General features: G+C 41.9%; 27 protein-coding genes. 4 read left to right on the forward strand and 23 right to left on the reverse strand.

Annotation, left to right across the window (positions count from 1 at the left end; all coding sequences use genetic code 11):
* Nucleotides 1–213 precede the first annotated feature (213 nt).
* Nucleotides 214–1437, forward strand: coding sequence for an argininosuccinate synthase (locus G608_RS0105835; RefSeq protein ID WP_026495246.1), 1224 nt, complete (start codon nucleotides 214–216; stop codon nucleotides 1435–1437).
* A gap of 88 nt (nucleotides 1438–1525) precedes the next feature.
* Here G608_RS0105835 and G608_RS0105840 read toward each other — a convergent pair whose 3' ends face one another.
* The 3 genes from G608_RS0105840 to G608_RS0105850 form a co-directional block, all read right to left on the reverse strand.
* Nucleotides 1526–2362 (reverse strand): DegV family protein, encoded by an 837-nt coding sequence (locus G608_RS0105840; protein ID WP_026495247.1) that lies wholly within the window; start codon nucleotides 2360–2362, stop codon nucleotides 1526–1528.
* 108 nt (nucleotides 2363–2470) lie between these two features.
* Entirely contained in the window at nucleotides 2471–4786 is a 2316-nt protein-coding gene (locus G608_RS0105845) for a sigma-70 family RNA polymerase sigma factor (protein ID WP_026495248.1), read from the reverse strand.
* 29 nt (nucleotides 4787–4815) lie between these two features.
* Complete coding sequence (locus tag G608_RS0105850; protein ID WP_026495249.1) at nucleotides 4816–5745, reverse strand: fibronectin type III domain-containing protein; 930 nt, start codon at nucleotides 5743–5745, stop codon at nucleotides 4816–4818.
* A gap of 159 nt (nucleotides 5746–5904) precedes the next feature.
* On the opposite strand from G608_RS0105850, the gene G608_RS22815 reads away from it, so the two are divergent.
* On the forward strand, nucleotides 5905–6198 hold the full coding sequence (locus G608_RS22815; RefSeq protein WP_081667104.1) for a DUF1294 domain-containing protein: 294 nt from the start codon (nucleotides 5905–5907) through the stop codon (nucleotides 6196–6198).
* Nucleotides 6199–6251: 53 nt separating this feature from the next.
* On the opposite strand, the gene G608_RS0105855 is transcribed toward G608_RS22815, so the two are convergent.
* Both G608_RS0105855 and G608_RS0105860 read right to left on the reverse strand, forming a co-directional pair.
* Nucleotides 6252–8192: a GGDEF domain-containing protein gene (locus G608_RS0105855; protein WP_196810145.1), complete on the reverse strand. Its 1941-nt coding sequence runs from the start codon at nucleotides 8190–8192 to the stop codon at nucleotides 6252–6254.
* Entirely contained in the window at nucleotides 8170–8922 is a 753-nt protein-coding gene (locus G608_RS0105860) for a response regulator (protein WP_026495251.1), read from the reverse strand. Before G608_RS0105860 ends, G608_RS0105855 begins: the two co-directional genes overlap by 23 nt.
* 83 nt (nucleotides 8923–9005) lie before the next feature.
* Here G608_RS0105860 and G608_RS0105865 point away from each other — a divergent pair, with 83 nt between their 5' ends.
* Complete coding sequence (locus tag G608_RS0105865) at nucleotides 9006–9500, forward strand: DUF5721 family protein (RefSeq protein WP_026495252.1); 495 nt, start codon at nucleotides 9006–9008, stop codon at nucleotides 9498–9500.
* On the opposite strand, the gene G608_RS0105870 is transcribed toward G608_RS0105865, so the two are convergent.
* The 12 genes from G608_RS0105870 to G608_RS0105925 all read right to left on the reverse strand — a co-directional run bounded on the left by G608_RS0105870 (nucleotide 9497) and on the right by G608_RS0105925 (nucleotide 18319).
* A complete protein-coding gene (locus G608_RS0105870; protein WP_051208908.1) occupies nucleotides 9497–9853 on the reverse strand; it encodes an Hpt domain-containing protein in 357 nt (118 codons plus the stop codon). The two genes, G608_RS0105865 and G608_RS0105870, sit on opposite strands and share 4 nt — an antisense overlap.
* A gap of 30 nt (nucleotides 9854–9883) precedes the next feature.
* Entirely contained in the window at nucleotides 9884–10954 is a 1071-nt protein-coding gene (prfA, locus tag G608_RS0105875; protein WP_026495254.1) for a peptide chain release factor 1, read from the reverse strand.
* Nucleotides 10955–11012: 58 nt separating this feature from the next.
* Nucleotides 11013–11852 carry a peptide chain release factor N(5)-glutamine methyltransferase gene (gene prmC, locus G608_RS0105880; RefSeq protein WP_026495255.1) on the reverse strand — a complete coding sequence of 280 codons (840 nt, stop codon included), beginning with the start codon at nucleotides 11850–11852 and terminating at the stop codon, nucleotides 11013–11015.
* A gap of 71 nt (nucleotides 11853–11923) precedes the next feature.
* Nucleotides 11924–12886, reverse strand: a complete 963-nt coding sequence (locus tag G608_RS0105885) for a DUF1385 domain-containing protein (protein WP_026495256.1) — start codon at nucleotides 12884–12886, stop codon at nucleotides 11924–11926.
* A 70-nt stretch (nucleotides 12887–12956) separates the two neighbouring features.
* Nucleotides 12957–13166: a 50S ribosomal protein L31 gene (rpmE, locus tag G608_RS0105890; protein WP_026495257.1), complete on the reverse strand. Its 210-nt coding sequence runs from the start codon at nucleotides 13164–13166 to the stop codon at nucleotides 12957–12959.
* 167 nt (nucleotides 13167–13333) lie between these two features.
* Entirely contained in the window at nucleotides 13334–13963 is a 630-nt protein-coding gene (sigH, locus tag G608_RS0105895) for an RNA polymerase sporulation sigma factor SigH (RefSeq protein WP_026495258.1), read from the reverse strand.
* A gap of 72 nt (nucleotides 13964–14035) precedes the next feature.
* Nucleotides 14036–14896: a 23S rRNA (guanosine(2251)-2'-O)-methyltransferase RlmB gene (gene rlmB, locus G608_RS0105900; protein WP_081667102.1), complete on the reverse strand. Its 861-nt coding sequence runs from the start codon at nucleotides 14894–14896 to the stop codon at nucleotides 14036–14038.
* A gap of 51 nt (nucleotides 14897–14947) precedes the next feature.
* Nucleotides 14948–15394 (reverse strand): Mini-ribonuclease 3, encoded by a 447-nt coding sequence (locus tag G608_RS0105905; RefSeq protein ID WP_051208909.1) that lies wholly within the window; start codon nucleotides 15392–15394, stop codon nucleotides 14948–14950.
* A 13-nt stretch (nucleotides 15395–15407) separates the two neighbouring features.
* The gene (ispF, locus tag G608_RS0105910; protein ID WP_026495261.1) at nucleotides 15408–15968 is read right to left on the reverse strand and encodes a 2-C-methyl-D-erythritol 2,4-cyclodiphosphate synthase; all 561 of its coding nucleotides are present in this window, start codon (nucleotides 15966–15968) and stop codon (nucleotides 15408–15410) included.
* Nucleotides 15969–16032: 64 nt separating this feature from the next.
* A complete protein-coding gene (locus G608_RS0105915; RefSeq protein ID WP_026495262.1) occupies nucleotides 16033–16335 on the reverse strand; it encodes an AzlD domain-containing protein in 303 nt (100 codons plus the stop codon).
* Complete coding sequence (locus tag G608_RS0105920) at nucleotides 16328–17044, reverse strand: AzlC family ABC transporter permease (protein WP_026495263.1); 717 nt, start codon at nucleotides 17042–17044, stop codon at nucleotides 16328–16330. The genes G608_RS0105915 and G608_RS0105920 overlap by 8 nt, the downstream gene beginning before the upstream one ends.
* 57 nt (nucleotides 17045–17101) lie before the next feature.
* Nucleotides 17102–18319, reverse strand: a complete 1218-nt coding sequence (locus tag G608_RS0105925) for an alanyl-tRNA editing protein (protein ID WP_035794829.1) — start codon at nucleotides 18317–18319, stop codon at nucleotides 17102–17104.
* A 162-nt stretch (nucleotides 18320–18481) separates the two neighbouring features.
* Between G608_RS0105925 and G608_RS0105930 the strand changes: the two genes are divergently transcribed.
* Nucleotides 18482–20203: a methyl-accepting chemotaxis protein gene (locus G608_RS0105930; RefSeq protein WP_035794831.1), complete on the forward strand. Its 1722-nt coding sequence runs from the start codon at nucleotides 18482–18484 to the stop codon at nucleotides 20201–20203.
* 91 nt (nucleotides 20204–20294) lie between these two features.
* Here the strand turns inward: G608_RS0105930 and G608_RS0105935 are convergent, their stop codons facing one another.
* From G608_RS0105935 to rsmB, 6 genes are all read right to left on the reverse strand, one after another.
* The gene (locus G608_RS0105935; protein ID WP_026495266.1) at nucleotides 20295–20807 is read right to left on the reverse strand and encodes a CarD family transcriptional regulator; all 513 of its coding nucleotides are present in this window, start codon (nucleotides 20805–20807) and stop codon (nucleotides 20295–20297) included.
* Between the two features lie 260 nt (nucleotides 20808–21067).
* A complete protein-coding gene (locus G608_RS0105940) occupies nucleotides 21068–21517 on the reverse strand; it encodes a hypothetical protein (protein ID WP_026495267.1) in 450 nt (149 codons plus the stop codon).
* A gap of 132 nt (nucleotides 21518–21649) precedes the next feature.
* Complete coding sequence (locus G608_RS0105945) at nucleotides 21650–23131, reverse strand: DUF1846 domain-containing protein (RefSeq protein ID WP_026495268.1); 1482 nt, start codon at nucleotides 23129–23131, stop codon at nucleotides 21650–21652.
* A 22-nt stretch (nucleotides 23132–23153) separates the two neighbouring features.
* Nucleotides 23154–24005 (reverse strand): DegV family protein, encoded by an 852-nt coding sequence (locus G608_RS0105950; protein ID WP_026495269.1) that lies wholly within the window; start codon nucleotides 24003–24005, stop codon nucleotides 23154–23156.
* A 98-nt stretch (nucleotides 24006–24103) separates the two neighbouring features.
* On the reverse strand, nucleotides 24104–25144 hold the full coding sequence (rlmN, locus tag G608_RS0105955) for a 23S rRNA (adenine(2503)-C(2))-methyltransferase RlmN (protein WP_026495270.1): 1041 nt from the start codon (nucleotides 25142–25144) through the stop codon (nucleotides 24104–24106).
* An 80-nt stretch (nucleotides 25145–25224) separates the two neighbouring features.
* Nucleotides 25225–26607: a 16S rRNA (cytosine(967)-C(5))-methyltransferase RsmB gene (rsmB, locus tag G608_RS0105960; protein ID WP_026495271.1), complete on the reverse strand. Its 1383-nt coding sequence runs from the start codon at nucleotides 26605–26607 to the stop codon at nucleotides 25225–25227.

Below are 26607 nucleotides of genomic sequence, written 5' to 3' on the forward strand. Positions count from 1 at the left end.
TCCTCAGCTTCCTTTATAGCTTTACGTAAAAAATATTATAAACTTTATGCAGTAGTATAATCAATATTCCGTATTTATGCAAGCAAATTTTATATTTATGCATATAAAATGCATTTTTGTTTATTTTTATGCATAAAATTATTGCATTATCGATTTTTATGTTGTATATTGTTTTTGTTCATTGATTTTGAATTTGAGAGGAGAAAAGGAAAAATGGCTAAAGAAAAAGTAATACTTGCATATTCCGGCGGACTTGATACCACAGCGATCATTCCGTGGCTGAAAGAGAATTATGATTATGAAGTAATTTGTGTTTGTATCGACTGCGGTCAGGAGGAAGAGCTTGACGGTCTTAATGAAAGAGCGATAAGCTGCGGTGCCAGCAAGCTTTATATTCTTGATGTTATCGATGAGTTCTGTGACGAGTACGTTGTTCCCTGTGTTCAGGCTCATGCCGTATATGAGAACAAGTATCTGCTTGGAACATCTATGGCCCGTCCTCTCATTGCTAAAAAGCTGGTTGAGATTGCCCGCAAGGAAGGCGCTGTAGCAATCTGCCACGGTGCAACAGGTAAAGGTAACGATCAGATCCGTTTCGAGCTTGGAATCAAGGCACTTGCACCCGACATCAAGATTATTGCAGCATGGAGAAATGATAAGTGGACAATGGATTCCCGTGAATCTGAGATTGAGTACTGCAAGCAGCACGGAATCAATCTTCCCTTCTCAGCTGACAGCAGTTACAGCCGTGATCGTAACCTCTGGCACATCTCACACGAGGGTCTTGAGCTTGAGGATCCCGGACAGGCTCCTAACTACAAGCACCTTCTGGTTCTTGGCGTAACACCTGAGGATGCACCTGATACACCTACTCATGTAACCATGACCTTTGAGGGCGGCGTTCCCAAGTCAGTTAACGGAAAAGAGATGAAGGTTTCTGATATCATCCGCACACTTAACAAGCTTGGCGGCGAGAACGGTATCGGAATCGTAGATATTGTAGAGAACCGTGTAGTTGGTATGAAGTCACGTGGCGTTTATGAAACTCCCGGCGGAACAATCCTCTATGAAGCACATCAGCAGCTTGAGGAGCTCATTCTGGATCGTGACACCTACACAATGAAAAAGGATATGGGCAACAAGTTTGCCGATCTGGTATACGAAGGAAAATGGTTCACACCTCTTCGCGAAGCAGAGCAGGCATTCATAGAGTCCACTCAGAAGTATGTTACAGGTGAGGTAAAGTTTGCTCTTTATAAGGGTAACATCATCAAAGAAGGTACAACATCACCCTACTCACTTTATAACGAGTCAATCGCATCCTTCAAGACAGGTGATCTCTATGACCACCACGACGCAGAGGGCTTTATCAATCTCTTTGGTCTCTCCTGCAAGGTTCGTGCTATGAAGATGCAGGAAGTTGAAGGCAAGAAATAATTTTCATATAACTGCTTTTCCATAAAGCATCCAAAACATCAAAAACCCGCGGCAAAAAGCCGCGGGTAAATTTTTGTCTTTAATATAATTAGCAGGTTACAACAATACCGCCATCTCCGGCATAGGTTGTTGCAACGCCTGCACCATCCACAATGATAGCTCTTTTGAAATTAACCTTGGAAAGGATTAAATCCTTTACTACCTCTGCTCTCTCATAGCAGTTGATGTGAGTGATCATCAGCGTCTTATTCTCAGGATCAACAATTCTCTGAGCTGCAAGCTCGGCCATTTTGATAAGAGCCTTTCGCATTCCTATTCCCTGTCCCCACTGAGCAATTGTTCCTTCTACAGCGTAGCAAACAGGCTTTATGTTCAGAGTTGTTGCCACGATTGCCTTCATTCCTGTAAGGCGTCCGTTTTTACGGAGTGTATCAAGAGAATCAAGAACGAAATATGTGTCCATGTGATCTCTGTATTCCTCAACCTTCTCAACTACCTCTTCAAAAGGAAGTCCTGCATCGGCATATTCCATTATCTTAAGCATTACATTTGTCTGGCCGCAGCAGGCTGAAAGAGAATCAAATACGTGAATATTCTTTTCGCCCACATCCTCGAGATAGATGCTTCTGCCAAGAATTGCACTGTTGTAGCTGCCGCTAAGCTTGGATGAAAGTGTAACAACATAAACATCATCAGCATCGCACTCATAAGCCTTCATATATCTGTCAGGTGATGGACATGCAGATTTTGCACAGGTCTCACTCTCTGCAACTCTTCTTATATAATCGAGCTGATCAAAATTCTCATCATCGAGGACTGTATAATCACCAACATGAAGGATCAGAGGTATTACCTCGATTCTGGGATCCTTTTTTAATTCCTCAGGTAAATCTGTACAGCTGTCTACTACTAACTTATAACTCATGCCTAATCCATTCCTCTTGTAATTTTCTAAATGCGCTTAAATACAGTATTTGTACATAGTTTTACATACTACATATTCTAGCATGAAAAACAGCATGCGTAAACAAAATTAAGCATTATCCGGCGCGTAGAACTTTGCCTTATCACCACTGACTATCCTGAACATTTCTCCAAGGCAGGTTACTCCATCTGCCTGGCCCAAATTCTGTATTTCATTAAAGTCTTCATCAATAAGTTTTGCTTCGCCGTCAGTTATGATCAGGGCCTGTCCATTGGAAAACTCGGTTGCATCGTCATATTCATTTACCATTTTTCCATCATGGTCTATATATCCCCATTTATCGCCATCACCGATCAGCCAATATTTTTCTGCAGATAATTGGATGCAATCGTATGTGCATACTGCAGAAGAAGGGTCATAGCATCCAGGATTTGTAAAATCAACCAGGTAATCTTTTCCGCCCAGCATCACTACCGCTTTCTGGCCATAATTGATCAGATTATTTCCATCATAGTAATATTCACGAAACCAAGTTCCCTCTGCGCCGCGTCCACCATATCCTTCAACCTCAAAATCAGTAATCTTGCTAAGACCGGTATCATAAACACACATGTCATCTGTTGATGGCGGATACATTACTACAAAATATCCATCGACTATAGATGTCAGAGGACAACCTGAAAATCTTGGCGAAGATCCGCTATGTACAATTGCTTTCCATTCTCCCTGCGAATCACCGGTATCATATTCTCCACTATCAACAATACTTGGTCCCTCGTAGATATTTCCAATCCAGCTGACATTTCCTTCTGAATCAAGGTATCCTACCCTATCATACATATAATCATCATTGGCCTCGTTTTGAAATACAGTTATCTTCCCATCCGGGGCTGCACCATAAATAAAGCTGCAGGTCTCATTAGTTCTGATTGTAGACAAAACCTCATTACCACTGTAATCAAAATACTTCACATTGGTAGTATAATAATAATCGTCATCACTTACGTTTATTGGTTCTACAATCCCGTACAATGATCCTGAAGCAACTGCACTTTCACATTCTCCGGAATACAATGAATTGCCCTGAGAATCAAATATGTCAAATACAGGCGTACCATTATAGTTAGTTACATAACCGTTCTCGTCATAAATTAAATTATTAAATATGACTGTGCCGACAAGATTCGGCGCTGCATACAGGCCCCCAAACTGACAGGGAACAAGCTGATCACCCTCGTAATTTATTGCTCCCCACATTCCGTCCTTCCTGACAGGGATCACTCCACCATTTGCAATGCCGTATGACTCGTACCCGGAAAGATCCACGATTTCCTTAAGTGTATAAGAATTTTCAGCATTTCCCTGCCCTGTTTCTTCACTACTGTCTTCTGATAATTCTTTATTTGCAGTAGCTTCACCAGCTATATCATCCCCAGCTTCATTTGTTTGTAATTCTGCTCCATCATTTGATTCTTCCTTATCACTATCCATAGCCAAATCGGAGCCATTGTCTATGTTTTCCTCTAGAACAGTCTCCTGCCCGCTTGAAACATCCTTTGCAGAACTGTTTCCAAATATAATCGACGCTCCTATAACTCCGGAGACTCCCACTGCTGCTGTGCCAATTATAAGCGGCAGCTTACCTATCGCTTTTTTTCCTGCTACTGCTCCACCTTGTTTAATGGCATCTGTTACGCCATCTGCGCTGTTATCAAAGCTCTTACCACCTGCATTTCTGCATAAATTCTTAAGCGCTTCTGACATCGGAGCAACCTGGCAGGCCTTTGCATCTCTTGTAAAAAGCAGCAGCATGAACGGAGCAAGAGCGTATAGTCTTGTTCCCTTCTTATCCATATCCATTACCGCTTTCTTAATATTCGCTTTAGCTCTGCTAAGATGCGATTTTACCGTATTAAGAGGCATACCGAATTCAGCTGCAATATCCTCCTGCTTCATCTCATTAAAATAAAACGAAACCACGCAAAGTCTCTGGGCATCATTCAGATCGTCTATTATTTCCCTGATAAGACGCACACTTTCCTCGTCATCCAAAAGATTCTCAGGAATAAAAGCATCATCATCCTTAATGTTCTCAAAAAAGTCCGTGATATTGCCTTCATCATCTGTGGTTTCATCTACCAGAACATCTCTCTTCTTTTTTAGAGCCGCAAAGCATTTTCTGTTAACTATTGTAGCTGCCCAACTAAGAAAGCTCTCCGGCTCCTTAATTGAGGGAAGTCCCTTATAAATCTCTATAAAAGCATCCTGGACAACATCCTGGGCATCATCTTCGTCCTTAAGAATATGAATGGCACAGGTAAACAAATATCCATATGTCTTCTCATAGATTTTTTCAAAAAGCACACTGTCTCTCTTTTCGATAAAATCAGATATAATTTCCGTTAATTCAGTCGGTGTTTTCAATTGTCTCTCCTGCGAATTTACAAAAACTATTATTTTACTTTGACCGTTTTTACATTGGACCATTTGCCATTTACGGTCTTCCCGTTTATTTTAGCTGTCTGTCTTACACGGAACTGATACTTTATGTTTTTAGCAAGCTTCTTTACCTTTAATGAGGATGCTTTTTTCGCAGTAACTTTATCCCATTTTCCGGCACCCTTTACTCGATATTGGATTTCGAATTTTGCCCCGCTCACATAGCTGTTCTTTCTAAGCTTTAATTTTACTGATTTTTTTGAAGTCTTTGCTGACTGTATATAAGGCTTTGATGCAAGTACTTTCTTTGTGAGCGCATCATCCAGGGACTCAGCGTGGATTGTGCAGGTAAAATGAGTCTTGGGTATATATTCTTCAAGATCTGCAGCTGTCTGCGCATAAAAAGTATCCTGTTTTACTGCAATATAATATGTTCCTGGATTAACATCCACATATTCCTTAAATGTATAAAGGCCATTAGCTGCATTATATTCATATGAGGTATAGCTGCCTTTGCTTTCTGTCGTAAAATCATGAAAAGTAGAAAACATATACTGACCATGATCATCTATGCATGAATTGCCATTTGCATCATATACACCAAAGTTCATCGCAAAAGCCGCTTCACCAGTCCCAATAAAATGCGCCTTATCCTGAGATTGCTTGGTTATGGTCAGTGTACTTCTATATGGAAAACTTACCTTAAATATCTGAAACCAGTATTCTTCTGTCTCATTGCCATATTTGCTTGTCCTTGGTCCTGTTCCGTATGTCCAGTTATGAGCATCAGCTAATAAGGACGAAAGATCTGCATCCAGAGATACCTGCTGAATATGGTTCATCCAGCCGTCAAATGCCTTTGCTTCCATAGGAAGTGCCACAGATATAGCCGAAATCATAATAGCTATAGCAAGTAAAAGTGCGATTTTTTTGTTTGTTTTCATAAGTTTATCTCCTTTTCTTCACATTGAAGTTTTTATTTACATTTATATAGTGCGAGGCAGTTTGCAAAAGGTTGCAGAAAAATAAAAAAAATTTTAAATTATTTTTTTATTCGCCCAGCGCAGTTGTAATAAGCCATTTTATCAGCTACAATTAGACCCATGAACTCATTAGAACTTATCATATCTTATCTGTTATTTTTAAATATCGTCGCATTTCTAACCATGGGAAATGATAAAAGAAAATCCAAGAAGCACGGCTTCAGAACTCCGGAGTCTGTCTTCTTTATTTTGTCTGTCATTGGCGGGAGTATCGGAAGCATAGCCGGTATGTTCATATTCCGTCACAAGACAAAGCACTGGTACTTTTTGGTTTTCCTGCCTCTTATTCTACTTATTCAAATCGGGCTATGTGCATTTATCTACATGTCCGGAATGGAAATAGTATTTAGATAGAACCGATTAAATTAAGCCTCCCGCCAAGAAACATAATTGGCAGGAGGTCTCTATTATCTAAGCTTCTCTTCTTTTTTCTTTCTTTTTTCAATATACATCCTCTCATCAGCCTGATAAACAATTTCATCATAATCAAGATTATCGCTGAGAGTTACCTCGCAAAAACCGCAGCTGACAGATAAGGGATATTGATCACCGGATTTTTTATTTATCTCATCAAGGGTTCTGTTTGTTTCATTAACAATTAACGTAGCATCATACTTGCCGGGAATAATTATCAGCATCTCATCTCCGCCAAATCTCATACAAAGTGCATCTTCAGGGCTAGCCTTCTTAAGTGCTGATGCCACAGCAGAAATAGCCTTATCGCCTGCTTCGTGGCCATAATTGTCATTTATTATTTTAAGGTCATCAAGATCTGCCATTATGACAGTCATGGAACCCTTTTGACGGAATGCATCTCCCTTTGACCCTTCAAATGCCAGCATGAAACCGGTTCGGTTATACAGCCCCGTAAGAGAGTCATACTTATACATTTCGTCCACTTTTTCCGAAAGGTAGCGCTGATAATGCATATTTATGAAATTGCAGACACCGGTTGTGATGGAATTGGTTATAAGCGCTGTTTTGGAGTAGTCGATTATATTAAAACTGTCAAAACAATAGCATACATAACCCAGGGGCTTATCCAATGTATCAAGAGCATTAAAAATAAGCGGCTGCCCTGTAGCTACCAGCTTCTCTAGTCCCGGCAAAAGCTCACCCTCTTCCAAATCTCTGGTATATGCCTCCTTGCTGGTATGATCACAGATCACTACCCTCTTATCATAATCAGGCACTAGCCCCTCTTCATCGAAGATATTATGACTTCTGTCCAGACAGTACTTATACAAAACCACGCTGAAATCATGCATATCAAAGGTATCATTTAAAACATATTTATGAAGCATGCCCGACAGCTCATTTACATGCTTGCAAAGCTGCATCCTGGCTGTGATACCATATAAAACCCTGACATCATCGAAGTATCTGTAGAATCTGTCATTTAATGATGCAACATTTGACAGGTCCTGATTTTTTACATGAATACAACCGCAGGATTCCTTCAGTTCAAGCTCAGGGATAACGGCGATATTCCAGGTTCTGTATTCAGGCTCTTTATCTATATGCTCAATAACGTAATTTGCTACAGTTTTTGCAAAAACAGCGTTACTGCAATTAACGGTGGAAATTCTGGGCACAGAATAATTGGTCTCTTCAACTCCATCAAAACCTGTAACAATGACCTGCTCCGGCACTGATATTCCGGCGTCCATCAGAACATCACAGACATTTATGGCCATAATATCATTGGCACAGATGATGGCATCAGGCAGCTCGTCGCTGCATTTTATGAGCTTTCTTGTGGCAACTCTTGTGGGTACTGCCCAGAAATCGCCATAACTCACCATTGAATCACTGTACCTTATACCATATTCCTCGATAACCTTTCGAAAAACAGCAATTCTGTCATCAGAAAACTTATTGTTCCTATGCCCCGCCATCATATGCGGTCTTCGAACCCCATGGGTCTCCATTACATGTCTTACTATTTTCTCAAAGCCTGCAGGGTAATCAAAGCTTACACTTATGGTATCTTCATACTGACCATCCAAAACAAGAACAGGAATGTTGCGTTCTTTTGCCTTGGCGATTATGCTCTCGCCGATTCTGCGACACTTTACACGCTCATCCATGTATAGCAGACAATCGATCAGATCATAGGGAATAATCTTGAATACAGATGCCTCGGCATGGTATACATCTTCTTCCCAATATAGATCCGAATTAAGCGTAAAAATCAAAAGTCCAATGTTATGTGACTGGAGCTGTCTGCTCAGCAGCTTCACAAAACTGTGGACCGTTGAATCACTTATTCTGGTTGCGCATAATGCGACTACTTTTTTACCACCTATCATATCTATCTTCCAATCAGCGCTTCTCGTCTTCTTCAATGCGCTTTTTTACAGTTTTAATATTCACCTTGTAAAGAGGCGACACATTTACCTTGGCGCCGTTATCCATAACAACGCCGGTAAAGCTTTCTTTGACCACGTGCTTGACGTTGATCATTGAAGTCTGAGAAACAGGACAAATATATCTGAAAATCTCACACTGCTCATAGAGGTTATAAATATCCGATATCAGCGAGATGCTGCGTCCTTCTGTAAGAAAAACATCCACCTTAAAGGGGCCGTTGGCCTTGGCGTAGATGATGTCCATCTCCTCTGCATATATGGTATCAGTCTCGCCGCGAAGCTCAAGCTTGGGAACAGGATTGCCGATTCTGACTTCGCACTCGGAAAGCACCGCTTCCAGGTCACTTGGTCTGATATCCTTTTTCAGGTAGAGCATCTTATCATACATGCCCTCTTCCTTTGCCATGACCTCGTAGTCATATTTTGACGAACACATAACGATATTTTTTATTCCGCCTGCTTCAAAAAGAATCCTTGCAACATCCAGGCCGTTCCTGAAATGTGTATCCTCTGTCTCCAGCGTAGTCTTATCGATAAAAATAATGTCATACATCTGAGGAAATCTAAGAAGCGCCTCAATATTTCCATAAGAGTCAATATAAAAATGCTCCTTGCCTTCCTTCTGATATCTGTCAGACTGTCTGCCAAGTAGCCGTTCCAAATGTTTTCTGTCTGCTATGTTGTCGTCAAAAACCGCTATATGCATTCGTTTTTCCTCACTTTATTACTGACACTATTTTACCACAATGATAAAATATAGAGTATATTCTATCGAGACAAGGATTAACAATGATTGCAATCAAAATAAAAAGCACTAAAAATTTCATGGCAAAGCTGTTGGCATCAGAGGTATTTGATGCATTTCTGTTAGACAGCGCAGAGATAGCTGTAGCAAACACATACACAATTGACGGGCACATCAACAAAGAGTTTTACGGCGAAGATGAGGAAGGTGCTCCCACCGGAACCCTTACTCCATGGTCTGAAGTAAGGCAGAGATGCTTTGATCTCATAAAGGGAAAGCGCACTCCCTTGTCCTTTAAATTCCTGCTGTGTCTTAATAGCGACAAAAAAGACGAGCTCCTGTCTTCTGAAGAATACTCAGAAGTACGATCACTCGTCTCATCTCTTGTTATGATCATTAAATTCATGGATGGTGCTATAACCATCACTACGGGAGCTGCCCTGTCAGGCTTCTCCATGGATAAGTCCTACGAAAAGCTCTGGGACAATTACGTCACAGCTTTCCTTGATTCTTCAAATATAGAATTTGAAGAGCTTTAAGCATACTTTTTTAAAATTCCTATGAGTTCATCATAGGATTTTTTAATTCTTTCAAAAAGTTCCTCTGAGCCATCCAATGACTCTGCTCTAAGAATCTCTGTAAGAGTAAGTACGTCCGGCAGAAAGCCCTGAAGCCCAAGATTACCGCCAACACCCTTCAGTGAATGGCAGCCTTCGAATGCTTCATTAACATCCTTCTCCTCTAAGCCCTTTTGAAGCTGGGCAAAACTGGCATCATTAAGAAATTTCAGCATAAACTTCTCAATCAGTTCATCCTTACCCATGAAACGTTCACTGACTTCTTTCCAGTCAACGCCCCATTCAATGAGTTCCTGCTTCATCTGCTCGTTCATACAGTCAGCTCCTATATTTTCAAAACCGGTTTACTGTGCAAGACCCGCAAGCTTCTCAGCCTGACTGGCTGTAGTAAGTGCATCTATAAGCTCGTCCAAGTCTCCTTCCATTATAGCATCTATCTTGTACAAGGTTAAACCTATTCTGTGGTCTGTAACCCTGCCCTGATGGAAGTTATAGGTTCTGATTTTCTCTGAGCGGTCACCGGTTCCGACCTGGCTCTTTCTAAGAGCGGCCTCTGAATCATGCTGCTTCTGTCTCTCAAGGTCAAAGAGCTTTGCTCTGAGAACCTTAAGAGCCTTTGCCTTATTTTTAATCTGGCTCTTCTCATCCTGACAGGAAATAACGATTCCTGTAGGAAGATGCGTAAGTCTTACAGCTGAATCCGTAGTATTTACGCACTGTCCGCCATTTCCGGAAGCTCTGAAAACATCGAACTTACAGTCATTCATATCGATGTCGACTTCTACATCCTCTACCTCAGGCATAATAGCCACGGTAATTGTGGAGGTATGAATTCTTCCGCCTGACTCTGTGGCAGGTATTCTCTGAACTCTGTGAACTCCACTCTCGAATTTAAGTCTTGAGTATGCACCTGTACCTGACAGCATGAAGTTAACAGACTTCATTCCGCCGATTCCGGTATCCTCCACACTCATAGTCTCGATTCTCCAGCCCATGCGATCTGCATAGCGGGTATAGACTCTGTACATATCAGCCGCAAAAAGAGCGGCTTCATCTCCGCCTGCACCGGCACGGATCTCGACGATAACGTTTTTATCATCATTAGGGTCCTTGGGGAGCATTAAAATCTTAAGCTTCTCCTCAATTCCGGGAAGCTCATCCTTAGCTGCGGAAAGTTCTTCCCTAAGCATCTCCTTCATATCTTCATCTGATTCGGATGAAAGGAGCTCTTCACTGTCAGCTATGGTCTGCTTGCAGTTCTTATATCTGCGGTACTCCTCAAGAATCGGTAAAATATCGCTCTGTTCCTTCATGAGCGCTTTAAATCTGTTCTGGTCTGCAGCAACACCGGGTTCACCCAGTTCCATGGTGATATCCTCATATCTGCGAACCATTGCTTCTAATCTATCAAACATAATTGCCTCCTATAAATCGGTACTAAATAACACAGTTACAAAAATGAATTAAGCACCGCTAATAGAAGCAACCACTGACTACTCTGTCGTTGCCGCCAAGATCCTTTATAACCTGAACATCCTTGTATCCGTTTTCTTCCATAAGGCTCTTTACCGCTTCGCCCTGATCATATCCGATCTCAAGAAACAGATATCCGCTCTTATACAGATATTCCTTAGCCCCCGGCACAATCCTTCTGTAAAAGATAAGACCATCCTCACTTCCATCAAGAGCCATGTAAGGCTCATAGGTCTTAACCTCAGGCTCTAAGGTCTCAATCACTGCCGTAGGAATATAGGGCGGATTGGATACGATGATATCGTATTTAACATCTGAAGCTTCAGGGAAAATATCCGCCTTTACCGCACTGAATCTATCCTCAAAACCAAGCTTTTGAGCATTGTGAGCAGCGACTTCCAAGGCCTTGTCGGACATATCCGTGCCTGTAGCCTTGGTATCATTGCTGTATCTAAGAAGGCTCAGCGCAATGCAGCCAGACCCTGTGCAAAGATCAAGTATATTCATCCCATCGTGAAGATATCTGAGGGCCTCCTCTGCAAGAGTCTCCGTATCCTGATTGGGAATAAGAACATCTCCTGTCACATCAAATTCAATGCCCATAAACTCAGCATTCCCAAGAATGTAGGCAACAGGTATCCTCTTTTCACGCTTAGCTAAAAGTTCAAGATAAGCGCTCTCATTCTCGGCACTGACCTCAATATCTCCGTGGGATAAAAGGGTATTGTGGTCTGTCCCGCAAACGCTCTCAAGAAGAAGTCTCGCATCCAGGGAGGCATCCGCAATACCGGCATTATTCAGTTTTTCCTCTCCTTTTTTATAAAGTGATGCGTAATCCATCTTCTGTAAATCCTCTAAATTTTCTAGTTAAGCTTTTAATTCGTAGTATAGTTTTTGTTCGCGATAAATAGTTATTCTGCGATTTTCTCTTCATCCTCGAACTTATATCCAAAGGAATCCTCAAGGAATTCCTTCCAGTCAAATACAGCCTCAACAGACTTCATTCCAACCTCGATCATCTCATCATCGGGCTCTTTTGTAGTGAGCATCTGCATAAGCATTCCTGGCGCAGATAAAATGCGAATGATGATATTGTTGCTCCTGCCTGCGATTCTGATGAGCTCATAAGCGATACCTGCGATAACGGGTATAAGCGCTATTCTGATGACAATCCTTAAAGGCACGGAAGGTGTTCTTATAAAGAAGAACAATATAATACTTATCACCATTACAAACAGAATAAAGCTGCTGCCGCATCTCTTGTGAAGCCTGGAGCTCTCTCTTACATTCTCAAGTGTAAGGGGCTTACCTGCTTCAAGGCAGTTGATGCACTTGTGCTCAGCGCCGTGATAACGGAATAATCTTCTGATATCCTTCATAAGCGAAATCAAGAGAATATAGATCACAAAAATAGCTATTCTGAGAACGCCTTCAAGAAGCGCTGTCACTGAACTGTTTCTGATATAAGACTCCATAAGTGAACTCAGATAATATGGAAGTATCATGAAAAGTGCAATTGCAAAAACAAAAGCTATCACTGTGGTGAAGCCCATTATAGCCTTCTCTTTACCCTCTTCTGCTATAGGATCCTTGCTTGAAGCAATATCCTCTTCTCCAAATAAAGAAGCAGAGTAATTGAGAGCCTTCATTCCCAGTACCAGTGAATCCCAGAATACGAATACACCTCTAAGAAATGGGATATGTGTAAGTCCCATAGCTTCGCCTGCTCCCTTATAATGATCTGTCTCAACTGCGATCTCACCATTCTCCTTGCGAACAGCAACAGCATATACGTCCTTGTTGCGCATCATAACGCCTTCAAGAACTGCCTGTCCGCCTATTCCGGAATAATGATTTATCTTCTGCTTCGCCATAATAGCTCCTTTTTCTTAGAAAAAAGAGACCAAAGCATCTGCTTTGGCCTCTTCGTAATCACAAGTAAAATTAGTTGTTAGAAGTCATGCCATACTTGCGGTTGAACTTATCAATACGTCCGCGAGCAGCTGTTGCCTTCTGTGTACCTGTATAGAAAGGATGGCACTTAGAACAAATTTCTACGTGAATCTCCTTCTTAGTAGATCCTACTGTGAATGTGTTACCGCAGTTGCAAGTAACAGTTGCCTGATAGTACTCGGGCTGAATTTCCTGTCTCATATTCTCACCTCTTTTATATCAATGATTCTTAATATTTTTTTAAATATTATACTATAGTTACAATTGCTGTCATATCACAACAGCTTGTTAATTGTAGCATAATATGATTGCCTTCGCAAGAAGAAATTTATAAACCGCTGTTTCTCTGACAGAAATCAGGCTCATTATCATTTATCCGAATTTTTATTTATATATTTGCGTATCTTATTTTTTAATCTGAAAAGAGCATTATCTGTAGACTTTTCGTCTTTTCCCAAAACCCTGGCAATCTCTACGTAGCTCATACCCGTCATATGTAGTTCTAACACTGACTGCTCGAACTCGCTAAGTCCATTCTCAATGAACTCTTCGATGTCTCTGGTGTTTTCCTTATCTATCATCATGGACTCGGGATCCGTGTCCTTCATATCCTCAAGAATCTGGTCCAGAGAAAACTCCTTGTCCTCATCGGAATCTCCCTTCTTGGAATAGAGGGAAATATAACTGTTAAGGGGCGCATGCTTTTTCCTGTTGGACGCCTGAATGGCAGTGTACATCTGCCTTGATACGCAAAGGTCGGCAAAGGTACGAAAGCTTGCATCTCTTCCGGCATCATAGTCCCTGACCGCCTTGAAAAGGCCAATCATACCCTCCTGGATAAGATCGTCCTTGTCGGCCCCCAGAATATACATAGAAGCAGCCTTGGATCTGACCATATCCTTGTACTTATTCATTATGTAATCTGTAACATCGGACTCTCCGTCCCTGAGCCTTGTTATAAGCTCTTCGTCGGATTCATCCATTGATATTTTTGTCATCTGCACTCCTCTTAAAGTGAAGCTTAGTTACAGTAACATGTCATAGATAGTGTTAGCAGTTTTGTCTGATGATTACTTACTAAATCCTCGCTGTCTCACAATCTCATAAGCAAGAACGCCTGCTGCCACTGATGCATTAAGGGAATTTATCTGTCCCTTCATGGGAATTGATGCAACCATATCGCATTTTTCTCTGACAAGCTTGCTGACTCCCGAGCCCTCATTACCTATTACAAGGCCGATGGAGCCCTTAAGATCAAGATCATACATAAGGCTTCCATCCATATCAGCACATACAAACCACATGCCTCGGTCCTTAAGCTCATCAATTGTTCTGGCGATATTTGTAACCTTTACAACAGGTGTGTAATTAAGAGCACCGGCACTGGTCTTGGCAACTGTGGCGGTAAGTCCCACTGCTCTGTTCTTGGGAATGATAACCCCATGAGCTCCTGCAATATTGGCTGTTCTTACGATGGCCCCAAGATTATGGGGATCCTCAATGTTATCAAGAATCAGCACAAAGGGAGGCTCGCCTCTCTCCTCCGCAAGGTTAAAGATATCCTCCATATCGGAATAGTCATAAGCTGCCGCATAGGCAATAACACCCTGATGAGCACCTGTCTCAGATATCTGATCAAGTCTGTCTCTTGAAACAAACTTAAGCATTATCCCTGCTTTTTTTGCTTCCTTTCTGATGGTAGCCACAGGTCCGTCCTGGCATCCATCAAGTACAAGAATCTTATCAATGGATTTACCGCTGCGGATTGCTTCTATAACTGCATTTCTGCCTTCAATGGTAAGGCTGCCTACAGCTTCATCTGCAAAAAAGTCATCTCTGTTTGAACTCTCTCTTTTGCTGCCGCCCTTTTTGAAATTATCCTTATTGTGGTTATCCTTCTTAAAACCGTTCTTACGTTTTTCTTCTCTCATTTAAATCTCCTGAAAAAACATGCAGTGGTATCTTGCCATCTTGCAAACCACTTATCGTTCTATGACCTCTATTCCCTTTTTCAAAAGGGATATCAGCCTGTCCATTTCGCCCTTAAGATAAAGGTATCCGCACAGTGCCTCTAAACCGGTAGCCTTCCTGTAGTCATTTACGCTCTGGTTCTTGGCGCTGGTGGCTGACTTTGCATTTCGGCCTCTCTTATACACATCGCTCTCTTCATCTGTAAGCAAAGGCTCTATGTATTCTATTATTTTTGCCTGGGATGCGGCATTTACATATTTTACCTTAATCTTGTTTAGCTGCCCCGCAGGCCTGTTTGCTTCCTGAACAACGATGCTTCTTATAATGATCTCATACACGCTGTCCCCCATGAAAGCCAGTGCCAGAGGGCTGTATCTGTTCATGGGTTCACCGGAAACCTCGAATTCGTTTCTAACGACAGCTGCCAGATCAAGATTCATATTATTGATGTCTTCCATCCGATCCTATTCCTCATTCATTACTATCAGCGCCACCGCAGCAGCATCCACCCTTAGGAGCTTCTCCTGTCTGGAATGTGACATTTTTGGTGTAATACTCGATGGGACTTGCAAGAAGACAAACCGCCTGAGCTGCGATACCCTCGCCTGCCCCTGTAAAACCAAGGCCTTCTTCAGTGGTTGCTTTTACGCTTACCTGTTCAATATTGATTCCAAGGGCGTCTGCAATATTCTGACGCATGGTATCAATATAAGGTCTAAGCTTTGGAGCCTGACATAAAATAGTAGAATCAATATTCTCTATAAGATATCCATTCTCCTCAAGCATTTTGCCAACCTCTGACAAAAGCTTTATTGAATCTGCTCCCTTGTATTTGGGATCAGAATCCGGGAAATGTTTTCCAATATCTCCAAGTGCTGCTGCCCCAAGAAGAGCATCACTTATGGCATGCAAAAGTACGTCCGCATCTGAATGTCCAAGGAGCCCCTTTTCATAAGGGATATCAACTCCCCCAAGAATAAGCTTCCTGTCGGGGACCAGTCGGTGTACATCATAACCTGTTCCAATATGCATATTTAAACCTCCATGAAAAATGACAGGGGCCTGTTTTCAAAATAAAAACCCGGGAACCCTATTGTCAAATAAACCACTCAACTGCAAATACTACAATACAGCTAACTGACGCTACAGTGAGAAGACTCTTTTTCCTATAAGCCAGTACCAGGGCAACCGCAAAGCCTGCAATTGATCCTCTGATGTCATCGGAAGCATGAAGTATAGCAGGAAAAGTCATTGCTGCCAAAGTAGCGTAGGGCACGTAATACAAAAATGATTTCACGAAATTACTTTTTATCTCGCGCCTTATCAGTGTAAGCGGCAACATTCTGACAAGATATGTTACTACTGCCATTACCAAAATGTAAATATATGTATTATGCATCTGTTACCTCCTCATTGTTTACAGGAGATAACACTGCCGCAGCGGCCGCCACAACTATTGTGACAATTATAATGCGAAATCCTGATGAAATCTCTCTGAGCACAGGTGCATATGTGAAAACTGTGCTGAACACCATTGCGCAAACAACTACCATCAAAACTGCTAAAGACTCTCTGGCATCAGGAATTATAATCGCGATGAACATTCCGTAAATCGCAAGTCCAAGAGCACTTATAATCCTTTGTGGCATGATCTGTCCGGCAAAGGCTCCAAGGAAGGTACCCAGCACCCATCCAAAAACTGAACAGATTATAAGACCGTAGGAATATGCCGGATGGAGCTTTCCTTTTCTTGTAACGCTAAGACCGAATATCTCATCTGTTACGCCGTAAGCAATAAGACATCTTGAAACAGTCCCCACTTTTGATGAAAGCTTTTGCGAAAGCGCCGTACTCATCAGCATATATCTCATGTTAACCACAAGCTGTAAAAGTGCAATCTCTGCATATGTTCCGTTATTGCAAATAAGGTCAAGAGCAGAAAACTGTCCTGCACTTGTTACATTTGCAAGAGACATTATCGATGCCTGAAAAACTGTAAGTCCTGCTTCTGAAGCCTGTATGCCAAATGCAAAGGACACTGCCAGATAACCAAGGCATATAGGAATCGCATCTCTTAGCCCCATTCTAAATTCATGCCGTTTTTCCATAATCACTCCTCCATAGCGTTTACAGCAATCTACAAGGCAGCATGCTGCAAGTGTAGATTATATCGTCGCTGCCACGCTAAGAATATCCTCCTTGGAAGCACCGCTTATACTTCCCTGAACCATTGCAGGGGCTCCGCCTCCCCGAACCTGGAATTTCTCCTTAAGGATATTTAGAACATCATTACTGTTAAGACCGTTTCCACATCCTATTATGAAACGATAGCCATCAGTATCATCTCCGAAAAAGATACCAAGATAGCCCTCTCTGCCAGCAACAAGCTTTGTCACAACTCGTCTTATTACATTGGCATCAGAGTTTTTATCTGCAAACATGAAAACACATTTGCTATCTGCAGGTAGCTCCGCCGCCTCACTAAGCAGAATTTTTTCTCCTGCCTCCGATAATGATCTTTTAAGTGCGGCTATCTCTTCCTGCTGTTTATGGATCAGATCCGGAATGCTATCCACAGATGTAGTCAGTGAATTTGCAAGTTCCGTTATCATATCATGCATTCCTGCCAAATACAAAAGAGCTCTTTGTCCGCAAAGTATGCTGACTCTTGTTCCTCCCTTGTAATTCTGGGAGCTTACAATTTTCAAAATCCCAATCTCTCCGGTCCTTGCCACATGCGGTGCGCAGCAGGCGCAGATATCATATCCCTCGACCGTAACAATCCTCACATCTCCTGTAAGTTCTTTTTTACTTCTGTAATCAAGCTTTGCAAGTTCATCCGCTGAAGGATATCTGCAGGTAATAGGAACATTTTCATAGATCGCCCTGTTAACACGCAGCTCTACATCAGCCAGCTCCTCCTTTGAAAGCTGCCCGCTGTAATCCATGGTCACCACGGAATCGCTAAGATGAAAGCCCACGTTGTCATAGCCATATAGGCTGTTCACAATTCCTGAAAAAATATGCTCTCCTGAGTGCTGCTGCATATTGCTGAATCTGTGTGCAAAATCAATGGTTCCCTTTATCACAGTCCCGGGCTCAATTGACTTATCCGTAAAGTGGCTTATCACATCACCCTTTATCTGAACATCAAGGACATTCACCACATCTCCATCTGCTGTCCCTTCGCCGGTTTCCGATTTCACCTGAATTGTTCCTTTATCCGGTGTCTGTCCACCCTCCTCCGGGAAGAAAAGAGTCTTGTCCAGAATTATCTCAAAGCCGTCAAAATCACCGTTTGCAGGCCTGCAATCCATGACCCTTGCTTCGAATTCTTTATTGTATGCATTTTCGTCATATAGTTTTATTGTTTTTTCGCTCATAATTTTTAATTATACCACAAACAAGCCCCTTTAAATTTTATAAAAAATTGATAACTTTTATTCTAATTTAACATTCTAACAAAATATATGATGTAGAATATAAGTACCGATAAATCACGATTTTATTTGTGTTTATGTACGATCATTCAAAGGGGGATTTCAATGGAGGCAAAGGTTCGAAAAGGTAAACTGATACAGAAGCTTATCTTAGCAGCAATCGCTGCAATTATCGCAATTTCGGCTATTCTTACAATCATAAGTATTGTGGAACTGAAAAAGACTTATAACAACATGGTAGAAGAAGAGCTCAAGGTTGCTGCAGAGCATCTTCAAAGTGAAATGAATTCCGTATGGGATGGTGACTGGTCCTATGACGGAACAAATGTCTACAAGGGTGAAGAGAACATTATGGGTGAATACGAGGAATTAATGGATGAACTTCATTCCAAAACCGGTGTTCAGTACTCTCTTTTCTATATGGATGAGCGTGTCATTACAACTCTTCAGGAAAATGGTAAGAGACTTGTGGGCTTTAAGATTGGCGCTGCCACCAATGAGCATGTTTTACAGAATAAGCAGGAATACTATATTCCCGATTCAGCAGTAGCCGGTACAGAAACTAAATACTATTCATACTACGCACCACTGCTTCAGTCTGACGGCAGTGTTGCAGGTATGGTTTTTGCAGGAAGACTTGGGGATGACGTACAGACTGCAATTCAAAAAGCCATTATCACAATGGTTGTCATTGCTATTGTTCTCGTAGCTGCTCTTTCAATATTCGGATTCGTAGTTGCCAATACTGCTTCCGTTAAGATGAGAGCCATCGCTGATGAACTTGGACTCCTTGCACAGGGTAACCTTAACCTCACAATCGATGAAACTACAATTAAACGTAATGATGAAATCGGTCTTCTCGCCGACGGAGCAAAGGTGCTTAGCGACAAGCTTGGTGAAGTAATCAGGACCACAGTGGATATGTCCAATGAGCTTAAAAACTCCGGTATGGAACTGAGCGAATCCGCAACAAAAGCATCCGATGCTTCCAACCAGGTAAGCGAAGCTGTTGATGAAATCTCAAAAGGTGCTGTATCACAGGCTGAGAGCGTTGAAACCGCAGCAGGAAACACTCAGGAAATCGGCAACAATATTGAAATTGTTACTGATAACGTAAATCAGTTGCAGAGCTATGCTACAGAAATGAAGCAGTCCTGCGAAACTGCAATGGCAGCACTCAACAAGCTGATCACTCAGAGTGAAGAGGTTCAGGCATCTGTTCGTGAAATCGGTCAGACCATAGATTCCACCAATGAATCCGCAAAAGAGATTTCCAAGTTCTCAGAAGCCATCACCTCAATCGCTTCCCAGACTAACCTCCTGTCCCTCAATGCTTCCATCGAAGCTGCCAGAGCAGGCGAAGCAGGAAAAGGCTTTGCGGTTGTTGCTACAGAGATCGGACAGCTGGCTGAGCAGAGTTCTGACAGTGCAGATGAGATCAAGAAGATCGTTGATAAGCTTGTAGCAGATTCTGAAGCATCCGTTGCAGTAATGCAAAAGCTCAACAGCAACTTCGAACAGCAGGAAGCACAGCTTACAGATACCAAGGGTAACATGCAGAGCATGGCTGAGAACGTAGATAATGTATCAGAGAGTACAGATAACATCTCCGGCAGAATCGAAGAACTGAATCATGCCAAGGACGAGCTGCTTAATATCATCTCTGATCTGTCAGCTGTTTCAGAAGAGAATGCCGCATCCTCTCAGGAGACCAACGCCTCCATGCAGGAGCTCAATGCTACCTTCTCTATCATTACAGAAGCTGCAGGTAAACTGGAAGAGCTTGCAGAAAACATGACAGAAGCTATCAGTTACTTTAAACCGTAAATAGATAAAACTAAGGCTCCCGATTCTATGCGAATCGGGAGCCTTTTATATTTAAATGTTATATAAAATTATCGGTTAATCGTTTAAGTATTCATGCAAGAGTAAGCTGTGATAACTCATTTGTAACGCGCTCCTTGATTGCATCAAGCTTAGACTCCATGGAATAAGCCATCTCAGAATACAGGAGCTTCTCAGCAATACTAAGATACTTCTCATCCATAGAAGCGAACTTCTTGCCTTCAGCAGCTCTTTTAGCCTTGATGCCTCTAAGTGACTTAACAAGGCACATCATCTCAGGAGCCTTGTTGCGCTTAATAACGTCAACAATAACGGCCTCTGCCTTCTTACCTGCAGGGATGTCATAAACCTCGAGCTCATCAATCTCATTAATAAGCTCCTCAGCCTCATCTGCATCAATAGCTTCACGCATTTTATCTTCAGCCCCCTCAACGGGAACAAAAATTACTCCTTTAGTGTCTATGCTTGAGACCATGCTGTAATACAGTGTCTCATTGCCTCTCTCTAAAAATGCCGGAACAAGGATATCTTTTACCTCGCACAGTCCATGGTTACCAAAAACTACACAATCTCCTTTACTTAGCATATTTTTTCCTCCATTTTCAAACTACCAAAATCCAGAGCGACACTAAAATAATTCTAGCAATTTTTTACGATTAATGTAATATATTGGCTCTATTCTTAAGAAAAAATTAATATTCAAATCGTACCTGAACATTTGGTGTTTCCTGAGGTTTTACCACTATATTTTGTGGCAAAAAGAAGACCCGACGGAGGTATACTCACGTCGAGCCGTCTTCGTTCATAATAAAATACAAAAAGAAAAAGGAGGAATAAAAATACTAGCTATATTGCTTCACCAAGCTTTGTGTAGATAAAGCCGGTATCCTGACAAAACTTTTGAAGATCTTCACCAAACATCTTCATATAGGCGTCTTCCTTGTACTGCACTTCACTTCCAAGAAACAGCAGTACCTGTCCGCTCTTAAGATCCCACTCTATATCTGTGGTAGGCTCCAATGCATCTATATCCTTAAAGGATATGCCAAACTTCTCCAGACAATAAGCGTCGCGGTTGTCTACGCCGGATGTGGCATCGATTATGTCATTTTTCTTCTTTCTCATATCATCGAGCCAGTGGAGTACTATAAATTCTGCAACATTGAGAGATGTGATCTCATATCCGCCAAGTCTCATGTCGCCAATTACTCTTTCAAAATCTATTTTAGCTGCTGCAAATGGATCAATTTTCTGTTCGCCAACACAAAAAACTGCATTATACAAACTCTGATTCATGTTAAAGCCTCCTATATTACAAATATAGAAACACCCCGGTTGTATAGTAATTATTATACCACCGGGGTTCATTTATAAAAATTATTAATCCATAAAATATCGCTAAAAATCTAATGTTAAAACGCTACTAAATCAGCCGTGATAAAGCTTCTTGGTCTGATACTTAGCTTCACATGTAAGGTTAACACCAAGCTTGTGGAAGGTGTTCTCATCAACAGGTGAAAGGATAACTGTTGAATGAACCTCAAGTCCTCTGAGTTTGCCAAGCTGATCAATAGCTGCCTTAGCCTGCGGATCTGTAGCTGCGCAGATTGTAAGCGCGATAAGTATCTCTCCTACATGAAGGTGAGGGTTGTGTCCGCCAAGGTGCTGTACCTTCAGATCCTGGATAGGCTCAATGATTGAAGGAGCAATGAGCTGTACATCATCAGGAATTCCTGCCAGAGTCTTAAGGGCATTTAATACCATGGCACTGGTAGCGCCCATAAGAGCACTTGTTTTTCCTGTAATAACCTGTCCGTCAGGAAGCTCTATTGCAGCTGCGGGAGCGCCTGTAAGCTCAGCCTTAAGATTGGAAGCTGATACAACGGGTCTGTCCTGAACAGTGCAGCCTGCCTTCTGCATAATAAGCTCAAGCTGGTCGATTCTCTCCTGAGAGCTGTCACCCTTTCTCTTTTCACAGAGCTCCTTATAATATCTTCTAAGGATTTCCTGCTTACCTGCTGCCTGAGCTGCCTCATCATCGATGATACAGTTACCGGCCATATTTACACCCATATCTGTAGGTGACTTGTAGGGTGAATCACCGTAAATCTGCTTGAACATTGTATTAAGCACAGGGAAAACAGCAACGTCACGGTTGTAGTTTACTGTTGAAACTCCGTATGCTTCAAGATGATAAGGATCGATCATATTCATGTCTGCAAGATCTACAGTAGCTGCCTCGTAAGCAAGGTTTACAGGATGCTGAAGCGGAATATTCCAGATAGGGAAGGTCTCAAACTTTGCATAACCTGCCTTAACACCATGGATGTTTTCATGATAAAGCTGTGAAAGACATACAGCCATTTTTCCGCTTCCGGGACCGGGTGCAGTAACCACAACAAGTGAATGCTTGGTCTCGATATACTCGTTTTTACCATATCCCTCATCGCTGATGATAAGCGGAATATTTGAGGGATATCCGGGAATTGTATAGTGCTTGTACACCTTGATGCCAAGGCTCTCAAGCTTTTTCTGATATGCGATTACGGTGTCTGTTCCATCATATCTTGTAAGAACAACAGAACCTACATAGAGACCGTAATCATGGAAAGCATCAATAAGTCTCAGTACATCCATATCATAAGTGATACCAAGATCGCCTCTAACCTTATTCTTCTCAATATCGCCTGCGTTGATGGCAATTACCACCTCAACATCTTCCTTGATCTGAGTAAGCATACGGATCTTTGAATCCGGCTGAAATCCGGGAAGTACTCTTGATGCGTGATAATCATCAAACAGCTTTCCTCCGAATTCCATATAGAGCTTTCCGCCGAACTGACCGATTCTCTCACGAATCTTCTCAGACTGCATGGAAATGTACTTGTCATTATCAAATGCCTTTTTCATTGTTTTTCCTTTCGTTTATAGCTTAGTTCTTATGAAAATATGCACATGCGATAGCTCCGGGACCTGCGTATGTTCCTATCGTAGCACCTACGTGCTCGATGGGGATATCATCCACATAGCCTTCGTATAGATGTTTACTGTCTTCCTTATATTTCAAAAGAAGATCATCTGATAATCCGGAGTATGCTAAGCACATCGGTTTATCATAATCTATTCCGCCGTGTTTATCAATATACTGAATTAACATATTGCTGCCATTTTTTGATCCTCTGGCTTTTCCAACGACTGCGACTACGCCATCCTCTATGGTTACAACCGGCTTTATTGATAAAATTCCGCCGGCCATAGCTGCGGCAGATGAAATTCGTCCGCCCATTTTCAGATATTCCAAAGTATCAAAAACAGAAATGACTCTGGCGAACTTCTTTTCCTTTTCTATGATCTCAGTTATCTCATCAGCACTTTTGCCTTCGTCACGGAGCTGAACTGCCCTCTGCACGATGATGTACTCGGATATGCAAAACTGCTTGGTATCTATAACTCTTACCTTTCCATCAAACTCCTGGGCAGCTATACAGGCACTCTGATAGCAGCCTGAAACTCCGGAAGAAAGAGTCAGACAAATAACGTCATCCCCTGCTTCCACTGCCTTTTCAAACTCCTCTTCAAATTCGTAGGGTGGAATCTGACTGGTCTTTGGAAGCTCATCCGACTCAACCAGCCTTGAATAAAACATGTCGCTTGTAAGGGTAACTCCGTCCAAAAACTCCTCTTCACCAAAACGGACTTTAAGAGGTATAACAGTGATCCCCCACTCCTTTGCTTTATCCTGTGGTATGTCACTTGCTGAATCGGTAATAATTCTAATAGCCATAATAATCTCCTTAAGTAAACTGTTTAAATAATCACCTGGTAAAAACCCAAGTAACAGTTTACTTTAGGAAAACTCTTTTATCAAACCAGTTCCCTGACTTAATTCTGCTCCTCTAAATGTCTCCTTCTCAGCTGTCCGCAGGCACCGTCAATATCACGGCCCATTTCGCGGCGAACGGTTGCATTTATATGGCGCTTTTCAAGACGTTTTTGGAAATCCAAAACACGCTTTCTTGTACTCTCCACGAAATCTCTTTCTTTTATTGGATTAACAGGAATCAGGTTTACCACACAGTTTAAGTCTGACAGTAAAGCTGCCAGCTCATCTGCATCATCATCGGTATCGTTGACTCCGCCCACAAGGGAATACTCAAAGGTCAGCTGTCTTCCTGTTTTTTCGAAATAGCTTCTGCAGGCCTCCATGAGTTCATCAATTGAATATTTGTTGGCTATAGGCATAAGCTCCTGTCTCTTTGCCTGATTGGAAGCATGAAGTGAAATAGCCAGATTTATCTGAAGCTTCTCATCTGCAAGCCTGTACATGTTTGGAACTATTCCGCAGGTTGAAACCGTAATATTTCTCTGGCCCATATTCAGACCGTTCTCATCGGATAAAAGCTGAATAAATCTAAGAATATTGTCATAGTTATCTAGAGGCTCACCGCTTCCCATGACAACCACGCGGGATATTTTCTCTCCCGTATCCTTCATAATGGAATATATCTGATCAAGAATCTCAGAGGCCGTAAGATTTCTCTCAACGCCGTCCAGAGTCGATGCACAGAACCTGCAGCCCATTCTGCAGCCCACCTGAGAAGATACGCATACGCTGTTTCCAAATTTATACTTCATGAAAACACTCTCGATAAGGTTTCCGTCAGAGAGGGCAAAGAGATATTTTCTGGTGCCGTCGATGGCAGATTCCTGCACTCTCTCGATACGAAGGGATACAAAATCACATTCAGCTGCAAGCTTATCCCTCAGAGCTTTTGAGAGGTTTGTCATCTCATCAAAGCTCCTTGCCTGCTTTTTATGCATCCAATCATAGATTTGTCCGGCTCTAAAGCCGGACTCACCCATTTCCTTAATTTTGTTTGTCAGTTCCTCTTTTGTAAGAGATTTAATATCAATTCTATCCAAAATATTTCCTTAAAATAGTAAGTACTGCCAAAACAGTATTTCCGTTATTGGCAAAGGTTAATATCCTTCAACAAAGCCCATCATGCTTTGCGTCTTAGCTTTGCAATGAAAAATCCGTCTGTTTCAAATTCTCCCGGTAAAATCTGAATATATCCATCCTTTGCTGTTTCTATACTCTTCATTTTCTCAGGAAGCTTCTCCGTAAGATCCACCGGCTCAAAGGGAAGATTCTCAAGTATCCACTTTACGTTTTCTTCATTCTCTTCCTTCGTGACCGTGCAGGTGCTATACATCATGATTCCGCCGGGCTTTACGTAATTCCATACCGCATTCAGGATACTTCGTTGTTTCTCCTGAAGGTTCTGTATAGATTCTTCGTCCGTATTCATCTTAATATCGGGCTTTCTGCCAATTACGCCAAGTCCCGAGCATGGAAGATCACAAATAAGAACATCTGCCTTTGACTCCATGCTCTCATCATGCTTCTCAGCATCATACTGCTCAACCGTCACATTCGCCGCACGCATTCTGTTGACGTTTTCACGTATAATCATACACTTATTTGCGGATAAATCTCTCGCTATAACCTGACCGGTTCCCTTAAGCTTATCCGCTGCATGAAGACTCTTTCCTCCGGGCGCCGAGCACACATCCACAACTGTGTTATCTGTTTTTATACCGGCCACCTCGCATACAAGCATTGAGCTTATATCCTGCACAAGAAATGCTCCCTCGTCGTATCCGGGCAAGTATCTGATATTATCTGTATGATAAAGGTCCATGGCATAGGGCAATATCTCATTCATCTTAAGAACTATATTGCCATTATTTGCCTTTTTCATTTCAGCTATAAGTGCCTTTAATTCCTCGGACTCAAGTCTTCTGCTGAATCTGATGGAGACAGGTCTTGTCTTTAAGAAAAATCTGAAAATTTTCTCTGTCTGTTCAAGTCCGTAGTCACCTATCCATCTGTCTGAGAGCCACTCAGGCTGCGAATATTTTATAGACAGATAATAGGCCTTGCTCTCTCTTGTAATTCCGGGTTCCGGCCAGTCGATCTTATCCTTTTTCCTTGAGATATTTCTAAGGACACCGTTGACAAAGCCCTTAAGTCCCACGAAATGCCTCTTGGCGGTAAGCTTTACCGCTTCGTTTACAGCGGCTGAATCAGGCACAGAATCCATAAAAAGAATCTGATATACACTCATTCTGAGAATCAGCAGTATCGGAAGCGCCATCTTTTCCGTAGGTGTCTTTGAAAACTGATTTATGACATAGTCAAGAGTAAGCTTCCTCTCCACAGTTCCGCCTGCCAGATACTTGATAAAAGCCTTGCTCTTGGTATCAAGATAATCGTAGCGATCCAGAACTCTTTTGATAGTAGAAAACTCATGATTAGCGGCATCCTCCATCTCTAAGAGAATGTCCAATGCTATTTTTCTCTCATTTACATTATCTGCCAT

This window comes from Butyrivibrio sp. WCD3002, from assembly GCF_000424265.1.
Taxonomy (GTDB): domain Bacteria; phylum Bacillota; class Clostridia; order Lachnospirales; family Lachnospiraceae; genus Butyrivibrio.

Coding starts and splice junctions, on each gene's coding strand:
- G608_RS0105835 (WP_026495246.1), top strand. CDS start 214: ATGGCTAAAGAAAAAGTAATACTTGCATATTCCGGCGGACTTGATACC.
- G608_RS0105840 (WP_026495247.1), bottom strand. CDS start 2,362: ATGAGTTATAAGTTAGTAGTAGACAGCTGTACAGATTTACCTGAGGAA.
- G608_RS0105850 (WP_026495249.1), bottom strand. CDS start 5,745: ATGAAAACAAACAAAAAAATCGCACTTTTACTTGCTATAGCTATTATG.
- G608_RS22815 (WP_081667104.1), top strand. CDS start 5,905: ATGAACTCATTAGAACTTATCATATCTTATCTGTTATTTTTAAATATC.
- G608_RS0105860 (WP_026495251.1), bottom strand. CDS start 8,922: ATGCATATAGCGGTTTTTGACGACAACATAGCAGACAGAAAACATTTG.
- G608_RS0105865 (WP_026495252.1), top strand. CDS start 9,006: ATGATTGCAATCAAAATAAAAAGCACTAAAAATTTCATGGCAAAGCTG.
- G608_RS0105870 (WP_051208908.1), bottom strand. CDS start 9,853: ATGAACGAGCAGATGAAGCAGGAACTCATTGAATGGGGCGTTGACTGG.
- prfA (WP_026495254.1), bottom strand. CDS start 10,954: ATGTTTGATAGATTAGAAGCAATGGTTCGCAGATATGAGGATATCACC.
- prmC (WP_026495255.1), bottom strand. CDS start 11,852: ATGGATTACGCATCACTTTATAAAAAAGGAGAGGAAAAACTGAATAAT.
- G608_RS0105885 (WP_026495256.1), bottom strand. CDS start 12,886: ATGGCGAAGCAGAAGATAAATCATTATTCCGGAATAGGCGGACAGGCA.
- rpmE (WP_026495257.1), bottom strand. CDS start 13,166: ATGAGACAGGAAATTCAGCCCGAGTACTATCAGGCAACTGTTACTTGC.
- sigH (WP_026495258.1), bottom strand. CDS start 13,963: ATGACAAAAATATCAATGGATGAATCCGACGAAGAGCTTATAACAAGG.
- rlmB (WP_081667102.1), bottom strand. CDS start 14,896: ATGAGAGAAGAAAAACGTAAGAACGGTTTTAAGAAGGATAACCACAAT.
- G608_RS0105905 (WP_051208909.1), bottom strand. CDS start 15,394: ATGGAAGACATCAATAATATGAATCTTGATCTGGCAGCTGTCGTTAGA.
- ispF (WP_026495261.1), bottom strand. CDS start 15,968: ATGCATATTGGAACAGGTTATGATGTACACCGACTGGTCCCCGACAGG.
- G608_RS0105915 (WP_026495262.1), bottom strand. CDS start 16,335: ATGCATAATACATATATTTACATTTTGGTAATGGCAGTAGTAACATAT.
- G608_RS0105920 (WP_026495263.1), bottom strand. CDS start 17,044: ATGGAAAAACGGCATGAATTTAGAATGGGGCTAAGAGATGCGATTCCT.
- G608_RS0105925 (WP_035794829.1), bottom strand. CDS start 18,319: ATGAGCGAAAAAACAATAAAACTATATGACGAAAATGCATACAATAAA.
- G608_RS0105930 (WP_035794831.1), top strand. CDS start 18,482: ATGGAGGCAAAGGTTCGAAAAGGTAAACTGATACAGAAGCTTATCTTA.
- G608_RS0105935 (WP_026495266.1), bottom strand. CDS start 20,807: ATGCTAAGTAAAGGAGATTGTGTAGTTTTTGGTAACCATGGACTGTGC.
- G608_RS0105940 (WP_026495267.1), bottom strand. CDS start 21,517: ATGAATCAGAGTTTGTATAATGCAGTTTTTTGTGTTGGCGAACAGAAA.
- G608_RS0105945 (WP_026495268.1), bottom strand. CDS start 23,131: ATGAAAAAGGCATTTGATAATGACAAGTACATTTCCATGCAGTCTGAG.
- G608_RS0105950 (WP_026495269.1), bottom strand. CDS start 24,005: ATGGCTATTAGAATTATTACCGATTCAGCAAGTGACATACCACAGGAT.
- rsmB (WP_026495271.1), bottom strand. CDS start 26,607: ATGGCAGATAATGTAAATGAGAGAAAAATAGCATTGGACATTCTCTTA.